The sequence below is a fragment of the Neisseria sp. P0021.S006 genome, assembly GCF_051956895.1.
Window position 1 is genome coordinate 1 of record NZ_JBQCWZ010000712.1, and the last position, 712, is coordinate 712.

At 50.7% G+C, this 712-nt stretch carries 1 protein-coding gene; it reads left to right on the forward strand.

Annotation, left to right across the window (positions count from 1 at the left end; genetic code table 11):
• Positions 1–134 precede the first annotated feature (134 nt).
• The gene (locus tag ACTHUM_RS16645) at positions 135–629 is read left to right on the forward strand and encodes a restriction endonuclease (RefSeq protein WP_070460502.1); all 495 of its coding nucleotides are present in this window, start codon (positions 135–137) and stop codon (positions 627–629) included.
• Positions 630–712 lie beyond the last annotated feature (83 nt).

Here is a 712-nt window from a genome sequence, read left to right on the forward strand (position 1 = left end):
GCCTTTCATCTATAATTCATTTATTTTCAGCGAGAACTTCAAACCCTTCCGACAATGTAAAATATCGAATTTTTCAGCCGTAACAGGTAACATGGAAACAAAGGGATGGGTTCTTCAAACAAACAGGTACTGCAATGGGAAAACAAGCCAGACTTTATATGGTTCGCAGCACGCAAGGTGCGCTTTATGATGTATTTTTTGAACGCGGTGTGGCGGCGTTGGCCTGGCCCATGCTGGCCGAAGCGGCGGCCAAGGGTTTTGGCCGTGAGAAACTGACGGATATTTACCGTTCGGCCGTGCCGGATGTGAAATTGAGAACAGCGCAATCGGGTGCGGCTCAGATGTGGCGGTTTTCCAACGAGTTGGCCGATGGAGATGCCGTACTGACCTACTCGCCTGCCCTGCGCCGTTATCGGATCGGCAGGATTACAGGCGGCGCAGTACATTGTCCGCAATGGGACGATGAGAAAATGTCGCTGGTGCGGCCTGTTGAGTGGCTGGGCGAAGTATGCCGTGATGATTTGAGCGTGGCAGCACAACGGGCTTTGGGTAGCGTGGCAACTTTGTTTGCAGTATCGGAAGTGTGTGCGGCAGAAATTTTTGAACGCGTGGGTTTTCAGACGGCCTAAAAAGGGAAAGGAAACAGCATTATGTGGAACACCATACAGGAATGGCTGAACGCTTTGCCGGTCAGTGAAGAAATCATCAAATC